Source organism: Nostoc sp. NMS7 (genome assembly GCF_017115085.1).
Classification (GTDB): domain Bacteria; phylum Cyanobacteriota; class Cyanobacteriia; order Cyanobacteriales; family Nostocaceae; genus Nostoc.
Map to the genome: position 1 here is coordinate 22398 of NZ_JABXKJ010000066.1, position 6000 is coordinate 28397.

Annotated in this window: 5 protein-coding genes; 2 read left to right on the forward strand and 3 right to left on the reverse strand. The window is 43.3% G+C overall.

What is annotated here, in order from left to right:
* Window positions 1-136: 136 nt before the first annotated feature.
* The gene (trpE, locus tag HWQ38_RS05905) at window positions 137-1651 is read left to right on the forward strand and encodes an anthranilate synthase component I (protein ID WP_292791063.1); all 1515 of its coding nucleotides are present in this window, start codon (window positions 137-139) and stop codon (window positions 1649-1651) included.
* A 604-nt stretch (window positions 1652-2255) separates the two neighbouring features.
* Here the strand turns inward: trpE and HWQ38_RS05910 are convergent.
* A complete protein-coding gene (locus tag HWQ38_RS05910; protein ID WP_292791051.1) occupies window positions 2256-2495 on the reverse strand; it encodes a hypothetical protein in 240 nt (79 codons plus the stop codon).
* 64 nt (window positions 2496-2559) lie between these two features.
* On the reverse strand, window positions 2560-2727 hold the full coding sequence (locus tag HWQ38_RS05915; protein WP_292791065.1) for a high light inducible protein: 168 nt from the start codon (window positions 2725-2727) through the stop codon (window positions 2560-2562).
* Window positions 2728-3638: 911 nt separating this feature from the next.
* Here HWQ38_RS05915 and HWQ38_RS05920 point away from each other — a divergent pair.
* Window positions 3639-4601 carry an orange carotenoid protein N-terminal domain-containing protein gene (locus HWQ38_RS05920; protein ID WP_292791052.1) on the forward strand — a complete coding sequence of 321 codons (963 nt, stop codon included), beginning with the start codon at window positions 3639-3641 and terminating at the stop codon, window positions 4599-4601.
* A gap of 688 nt (window positions 4602-5289) precedes the next feature.
* Here the strand turns inward: HWQ38_RS05920 and HWQ38_RS05925 are convergent.
* On the reverse strand, window positions 5290-5745 hold the full coding sequence (locus HWQ38_RS05925; protein WP_292791054.1) for a nuclear transport factor 2 family protein: 456 nt from the start codon (window positions 5743-5745) through the stop codon (window positions 5290-5292).
* Between the last annotated feature and the right edge of the window lie 255 nt (window positions 5746-6000).

Below are 6000 nucleotides of genomic sequence, written 5' to 3' on the forward strand. Positions count from 1 at the left end.
AAGGGAGTAGGGAGCAGTGAGCAAGGGAGAAAAGTAAAAGTTTTCCTCTCTGCCCCCCGCACCCTGCCTCTTATGCCCCATGCCCTATGCCCCATGCCCCATGCCCCATGCCCCATACCCAATCCCTAAGCAATTTATGGTATTCCCCGATTTCTCCGAATTTTCTCAGCTAGCTCTAGAAGGTAACTTCGTCCCGGTATATCAAGAATGGGTCGCGGACTTAGATACGCCCGTATCTGCTTGGTATAAAGTATGTGCGGGTCAGCCCTATAGCTTTTTGTTGGAATCGGTAGAAGGTGGGGAAAAGCTGGGACGCTATAGTTTAGTGGGCTGCGATCCAGTGTGGGTTTTAGAAGCCAGGGGCGATCGCACGACCCAGAAAAACCGCGATGGTTCGCAGGTCGTTTTTGCAGGCGACCCTTTTACAGCTTTAGCCGAATGTTTAGCACCTTATCACCCAGTGAAGTTGCCACAGCTACCGCCAGGAATTGGTGGTTTGTTTGGGTTTTGGGGCTATGAATTGATTCGCTGGATTGAGCCGCGTGTGCCAATTAATCCCCAAGATGAGCGAAATATCCCTGATGGGTTGTGGATGCAGGTAGACCACCTATTGATTTTTGACCAGGTGAAGCGGAAAATTTGGGCGATCGCTTATGCTGATTTACGTGAAGAGAAAGTAGATTTAAAAGCAGCCTATCAACAAGCGGGCGATCGCGTCACCCAAATGCTCGAAAAGCTATCTCTACCCCTATCGCCAGAAAAAACTAGATTGGAATGGAAACCGCCTGGAAGCAGCGTATCTGGAGGAGCAGAGGAATACACCAGCAACTTTACCCGCCCTGATTTTTGTGCTAATGTCCAAAAGGCCAAAGACTACATTAAAGCAGGCGATATTTTTCAAGTAGTAATTTCCCAGCGACTATCAACAACATATACAGGCGACCCCTTTGCACTTTACCGCTCCCTACGTCAGATAAATCCTTCGCCTTACATGGCTTACTTTAACTTCCAAGATTGGCAAATCATCGGTTCCAGTCCGGAAGTAATGGTGAAAGCCGAAATAGATCGAGATGGTGGAGTGATAGCAACAGTACGCCCAATTGCCGGGACACGTCCAAGGGGCAAAACCACCCAGGAAGATGCAGCCTTCGCTGAGGATTTACTCCAAGACCCCAAGGAAATTGCCGAACACGTCATGCTTGTGGATTTAGGACGGAATGATTTGGGGCGTGTTTGCCAAAGTGGTAGCGTCAAAGTTGATGAATTAATGGTAGTTGAGCGCTACTCCCATGTGATGCACATTGTCAGCAATGTTGTGGGTAAATTAGCACTTGGTAAAACAGCATGGGATTTATTGAAAGCTTGCTTCCCAGCCGGTACGGTAAGCGGCGCACCCAAGATTAGGGCGATGGAAATTATCCACGAGTTAGAATCTAGTCGTCGGGGAGTTTACTCCGGTGTGTATGGATATTACGATTTTGAAGGACAATTAAATACTGCGATCGCAATTCGCACAATGGTAGTGCATGATAATACGGTCAGCGTCCAAGCCGGCGCAGGTTTGGTGGCTGATTCTGAGCCAGAGAAAGAATACGAAGAGACGCTGAATAAAGCTAGAGGTCTATTAGAGGCGATTCGTTGTTTGCGTTGAACTGGCGACTAATGCACTGTGGCGGAAGTTTGCCTACCTTTAACAAGGTGCTTAATCAATTGTCTGGTTAATTGAGATGGTACTGGATTTATGCCGTGCTGTACTAGTCCTTTGTTAAGCTCGTTTTGAGCATTTGTGCTTAGAAAATAAGAACTAAAGTCTTTACTACGAACTTGCTTACCTACCTGACTTTTCACGCTATCTGGAAAACCTCTCTTCTTTATCTCTCTCCTACAAGGAGGAGCCACTGCGTTGGGCGGCTCTGCCGACTTGTTCGCTCTTAGCGTTCCCGCAGGGTAGCATCTGGCATCAGAGACTTTGAATTTTCTAACCCCCTTCCCGATGCGGGAAGGGGGTTAGAGGGTTAGGTTTTTCCTGGGCTTTTCCACATAAGGTGAAAAGTCAGACTTGCTATAGCAGTGGACAAAGCGGTTAGGACAAGTTGCCGGTAGACACCTTCAACAAGCGTACATTGTGAATTGATTGTTGTCCTAAGCTTGCTGTCCGTTACTATAACCGATCAATTTAAACTAAAAAGAAGTCCTGGTATTCAAATCCAAGACCTCAGTTGAAGTTCCTACACCCTAGAAATGAACAAACTTGCTCATCCCAATTGGTTGAAGTAAATTGCCCAAAGAATTCCAGTTACTCCAATGGCGACTAAAAGGTTAGTGAAAAATTTACCGAATTCAATTTCTTGTCCCAGTCCCTTGTCATCTTGACCGACTGTGAAAAACAATGACCAGGCTTGATTTGCATTGATAATCTCAAAGTTGTTGAAATCAGGTCTAAAAACAACTGGCCCAATTAAATCTTTTTTGGGGTAATCAAAATCAGTTTTCATAGTTTGCCTCTAAATTGTTTTATTTGTCAAGTAAAGAAAATTCGTAAATCTCAAAGTGTCTTATCTAAAGGTTGGTTAGCCATCCAATCAAAGCGTGTCCGGTAAGAACTTCCAAAGCTCTGAGTGAGATAAAACCAATCATTGCCAAACGGCCGTTGAGTTTTTCGGCATATTCGGTGAAGCCTGTCCGTGGGGTTTGATCAACATAAATAGTAAAGCCTCTATTTGTGATCTTTTGCTCCCTGTTTTCGTTATCTGTAAATTAATATTAACTATTGTAAATATTTTTTACCAGCACTTGACATAAAGATAAAGGTAGTGAAATCCGTACTAAGCAACTAGGGTATTTTAGATATGTGCGAGAAAGTAGGCATCGCAATATAGCGATTGTTACCTGAATTCTGCCTTCGGACTCCCCAATAAGCAGGCGTATTGCACCCAACTGAGAACCGCTATAGGTTCAATTAAGGGACTGACAAATAAAAAAATATCCCAAATTTTCTTGTGCGATGGGTGTCCGCACCCGTCCCATATTCAGGGCGGGCTTTCCTGCCCAGCCCTGAATATGGATAATTTATTTCTTGTCAGTCCCTAAGGATTTTTTACGGAAATTTCATGCGTGTAGAGACGTGCAATGTCTACGATGCTTACTGACTTGTGCCGAGCGCAGCCGAGGTAGCTTGCCGTTCGCCCAGCGTCTGGTAGAGAAGTACGGGCTGTGACGCTCCTAGAAGTGAATACGCACAAAGGCACCAATTGCGTTTAATCTGACTTAAATAAAACTTATCATTTGTATAAGCATAAATTATCAATTTATAACTGAGGAAGTATTGCTTATTTGTAACTAAGTTGCTATGTTTCTTTACATAAAGATACAAAAGCAATATAAATGCGTTAAAGCACTGTTGATTAAGGCTTTCTAAATAACTATGCAGTTGAGCCTGCGATGTGATTTGCCGAGTATCCATACTCAACGGCAAGAGAATCGCTATGCTTTTGGTAAAGCGATGTCTATGACGGGCTACGCATAAGCAATAACTACTGAGTGCCTTTGTTAACAGTTAAATGTATTTGCTTTCCGTCTTTGCACACTTGATTTTTTACATTCGATAGAACTGTAATTTTGTTTTGGGAATTTTTGCTATGTCTTTTACCATCCAGTCGGCTCAAAGAATTTTTCCCGGCACCCTAGTTGCTGATGTTGTTCCAACTGTTGTTGAATCATTCTCTCAGCTCAATGCTGAAGATCAACTAGCATTACTCTGGTTTGCCTATACCGAGATGGGTAAAAGTATTACGGTTGCTGCTCCTGGGGCAGCCAACATGATCCTGGCGCAAGGCTTACTCGAACAAATTAAGCAGATGTCTTTTGAGGCTCAAACGCAAGTCATGTACGATTTGGCTAACTCTGCTGACACTGCCTTCTGCCGTTCCTATGCATCTTTCACCGTGAACATTAAGTTGGGCTTCTGGTATCAGTTAGGAGAATGGATGGCCCAGGGAATTGTTGCTCCAATCCCAGAAGGCTACAAGCTTTCTCCAAAGGCTGCCGAGGTGTTGGAAGCCATCCGCAATGCTGATTCAGGTCAACAAATCACAATCCTACGCAATACCGTAGTTAGCATGGGATTTGACCCGAACGCTCCCGGCAGTTATAAAAAAATCTCAGAGCCTGTGGCTCCTCCCACTGCACTAGCATTTCGGACTAAAGTCACGATTGAGGGCATCAACAACCCTACGGTGCTAGGCTATATCAACAACATGAATGCCAATGACTTTGATGCTGCGGTTGCTCTGTTTACCTCTGAAGGTGCCTTGCAACCTCCCTTTGAAAGACCAATTGTTGGTCAGGAGGGAATCCGCGTTTATATGCGTGAAGAATGCCAGGGATTGAAGATGATCCCAGAGCGCGGTGTCTCTGAACCAGTGGATGATGGCTATACACAAGTTAAAGTCACAGGCAAAGTTCAAAGCCCTTGGTTCGGTGCCAGTGTGGGGATGAATATTGCATGGCGGTTTTTGTTAAATCCCGAAGGCAAAATCTTCTTTGTAGGGATTGACTTGCTCGCTTCTCCTAAAGAACTGCTCAACCTAGTACGTAAATAGAGCGCTAGATTAGTCACTGCTTAAGCGTGGATCAGTGAAGGAGCGTCACCCAACAGCCCTTGGTAAACATCACCACTCTTCCACGCTTAAACAAAAGAAACTTCTCAGCATAACGGCTTGTTGGTATCTTCGTCCTGCGATCGCAAAAAGGTAGTTGAAAAATCTAGCTAAAGGTCAATCAAGCATTTATTATCTGGGGACTAATTTCATCTGAGATTTTCGTAACCGCCCATATACCCATTAGCTAGAGTAACCAAGGGATTTTGTGGTCAAGTTATAAAGAATTAAAATCTTACTTGAGACAGGCTTGGATAACCAATATAGCTCTCTCTGTTGGCTAGCTAGTATTCCTACCTGAGAGCGAAGGTTTTTCATCCAACTGTTAGCTATTCTAGTGAGTGAAAACAAACAACACTGTATGGGTGTTATGCCGCTGTGACCCATTATCAGACATCGAAGGAGAGCGATCGCAGATGTTTGAACAGTGTAAATCGATTAAAGGCATTGACGGTCTGGAGTTTTTGTCGCTTCCTCCATTTTATTATCACCAAGGGAAGGTTAAACCCTTCATCAGAGCGGTCTAAGGTGGTAAACGTCTTGTGTCTTTTTGATTACAACTTAATTATGAAGCTCTAATCTCCTGAATTAATTTTCAACTAAGGAGATGGGACTATCATAGCTAGTGTAACTATCTGTTAGCTGGCGTTTGTGTGTCAAAATATTCACGCCAACGACTAATTTGACCATCCCTGAAATCTACGACAATTACATCATCAGCTTTATTACGACGAGCTGTCACCTTTTCCGTATCTTCGTAGTGCCATTCTACTGCTGCCTGATTTTCTCCAACGATAATCCGGTGGATGTCTATTTTGACATCTGAATACTGTTGTTTAAAATGGGTAACTTCTTCTCGAATTCTTTCTTGCCCCCGCCAAGATTGACCAGGTACGATTAGTTCCCCATCAACTGTAAATAACTGTACAAGAGCATCGACATCTTGAGCAACCCATGCATCTTTAGTTTTTTCTATTAATATCTGAATATCTTCTTGGTTCATAGACTGACTGGCAAATAAAGGTGTGCTAAAAGTTAAGTTAACAAATATAGTTCCTAAAACTAGCCATTGAGACAACCAAACCATCTAGATTTTTCTACCCTCTAAAGTATCAAGCCTTAGAGTATTAGTAACATTTAACCTCGCACCTGCGAAAAATCAAGTTTTGATTGGATGCAGAACGTCTGTATCGTTGATGTTAATTCTACAGCCAAAACTGGCGATTGCTCTCTAACCTACTGCTTGAATAAATCATATATCCCAATCCTAAATCATTTGTGAGACAGTAAGTAAGTCGTGGAGAAAATTTATAAGTATGTAACAAAGAGTTAAGCAGAAGAA